Origin of the sequence: Mesorhizobium sp. M7A.F.Ca.AU.002.02.1.1, from assembly GCF_003998535.1 — a bacterium.
Taxonomy (GTDB): Bacteria; Pseudomonadota; Alphaproteobacteria; order Rhizobiales; family Rhizobiaceae; genus Mesorhizobium; species Mesorhizobium ciceri.
The window spans coordinates 1-2,750 of record NZ_RZPB01000780.1; the positions used below are offsets into that span (position 1 = coordinate 1).

At 63.1% G+C, this 2,750-nt stretch carries 1 protein-coding gene; it reads left to right on the top strand.

What is annotated here, in order from left to right:
- On the top strand, nucleotides 1-2,750 hold a 2,750-nt coding region (locus EN879_RS31140), incomplete at both ends, for a PAS domain-containing protein (protein ID WP_127274489.1).

Consider the following 2,750-nt stretch of genomic DNA (forward strand, 5'->3'; position numbering starts at 1 on the left):
GCATGGCGACGATGCCTCATCGTCCGCCTCTTGCATGGATTCGAACGATGCGCTTCGCCAACTCGTCGAAGCCGGTTCGGACTGGGTCTGGGAAACGGACGCCGAACTGCGCTTCTCCTGGCTTTCGCAAAATTACCAGGCCGCCACCGGCATCGATCCGGCAAACGTGCTTGGCCGGTTCCGCTTCGACTTCCTCAACCAGGTCCTGAACGGCGATCGCAGTGGCGCGGCGCATCTGGAGGATCTGCAGGCGCACCGGCCTTTTCGCGACTTCGTCTATGAGCTCAAGGCTGGCAGCGCCGACTGTCGCTGGGTTTTGACATCAGGCTTTCCAAAGTTCGACGACGAAGGAAGATTTGCCGGCTATCGCGGCATCGGCCGCAACGTCACGGCTCTGGCCGGCGCCTTCAAAAGTCTGGGGCGGGAACCATCGGGTGACGGCGAGCCCGACCAGCATCTGGCCGACCTCGAGCGGACGATGGACGCCATGCATATGGGCGTCGTGCTTCTCGATGCCAGGCTCGACACGCTGATCGTCAACAAGGCCTATCGCGACCTCTCGAGGATTCCGGACGGCGCTGTTGCCGTCGGCGCTCCGTTCAGCCTGTTGATGGAGCTCAACCGCCGCAGCGGCATCTATGGCGACATCGACGAACAGCAATGGCAGCGCTACCTCGCTACTCGCCTCGACGAGATTCGCGCCGGATCCGTCGCGCCGCGCGAATTTGTCCATGCCAACGGCAGGACGATGATGTTTTCGGTGACGGCGTTGTCCGGGGGCAAGCGGCTGCTGACCTACTATGAGGTCACCGAGATCAAGCAGCGCGATGCGGAGATCAAAAACGCCAATGCCAGGAATGCCGAGACCTTCGCCAGTCTCCGCACAATGGTCGACCAGATGCCGATCGGTGTCCTCGTGCTCGACGCCGATATGCGCGCCGAGATCATCAACCGTGCTTTCTATGATTTCTGGCAGATCGACGCCCGGCGCGCCGAGATCGGCTGCAGCTTCCGCGATCTGATGGACGCCAGCCGCGACATCGATCCGTTTGGTGCCGACGATGCGTCATGGCAGCGGCATGTCGCCGAGCGCGAGGCGGAAATCAGGGCCGGTACCGCCGGATCGCGGCAGTTCCCGCGCAATGACGGCCGCACGCTGATATCGTCGATGGCGCCGCTGGCCGGCGGCAAGCGGCTGATCTCCTATGTCGACGTCACCGACATGAAGGACCGGGAGGCCGAACTTGCCGACGCGCTGGAGAAAGCGCGGCTGGCGGAAGCGGTGATCAACGCCGTCAAGGATCCGATCTTCGTCAAGGACGACCATCTGCGTTTCGTCTTCGTCAACGAGGCGTTCGCCGCTCTGTTTGGCCAGACGCCGCAAGCCATGCTCGGCAAGCCCGGCGGCGATTTCCTCCCAACGAACGCTGTCGCGCTTTTCGAGCAGAGCGAACGTGACGTCCTTGCCACCGGGCGGCCGTACGAAGTGGAAGAGAATTTCGAGGCCGATGGCGCCTGCCGCTCGCGCATCGTCCGGAAGAGCCGCGTCGGCATGGCCAGCGGCCGCAACTACGTTGCCGGCTTCCTGTTCGACATTTCCGACATGAAGCGCCGCGAGACGGAGGCGCAGGACGCACGCAAGCATCTCGCCAGCGTGCTGGAATCCTTGCCGGCCGCCGTGATCATCTACGATCGCGACGACAGGTTCGTTTTCGCCAACCGCAAGATCCAGGATACGCTGCCGGCCTTGAAGCCGGCGTGGCAGCCCGGCTGTACATTCCGCGAAGCACTCGTGCTGGGTCATGCGAACGGCTATTTCCGCAGCAGCGGCGATCCGCAAATCGACCAGCTCTACGACAGCGATCATGACCGCTGGCTGGACGCGATCCTCGCCCGCTACCGCTTGCCCAGTTCCTCCTACGAGCGTCACAATCCCGATGGCCGCTGGTATCAGGTCTACGACATGCGGACCGACGACGGCACCTTCATCGGCGTTCGCGTCGACATCTCCGAGATCAAGAGCCGCGAGGCGGCATTGCGCGATTCCATGCGCCAGATCGACCTGTTCCGGCATGTGATGGACGAGTTGCCGGTGGCCGCCTTCATCAAGGCGCAGGACCTGAGCATCGAATTCGTCAACAAGGCCTGGTGCGCGATCACCGGCTTGGCCAAGGAGGATGTCATCGGCCGCACCGACCGGCAGTTGTTCGGCGCGCAGGACGCGGATGGCTACAGCCATGACGACACGCAAGTCGCCGTGACGGGCGTCGTCAAGGAGGTCGAGGAACCCGTCACCCATCGCGACGGCACGGTTCGGCAGTTGATGACCCGCAAGAGCCGCCTGGTGGCGCTGGACGGGTCGGTGCATCTGGTCGGTTCGAGCACCGACATCACCGACGTCAAGGCACGCGAGCGTGCGCTGGAAGAAAGCATGCGCGAGAACGAGGTGTTCCGCAGCCTGATCGACAATGTGCCGGTATCGATCTACGCCAAGCGCTCCGATCTCAGGCAGTTCTATGTCAACAAGGGTTGGTGCGATCTGACGGGCTTCAGCAAGGAAGAGGCCATCGGCAAGACCGACATCGAGATTTTCGGGCCGGATGGCGAGGCCTTCGTCAATGGCGACCTCGCCGTGCTGCGCACCGGCGAAACTCAGGAGGTCGAAGAGACGGTCACGCTGGCCGACGGCAGCGTCAGGCATCAATTCGCCCGCAAAGGCGCGATGATCGCCTCCGACGGTTCGCTCTACC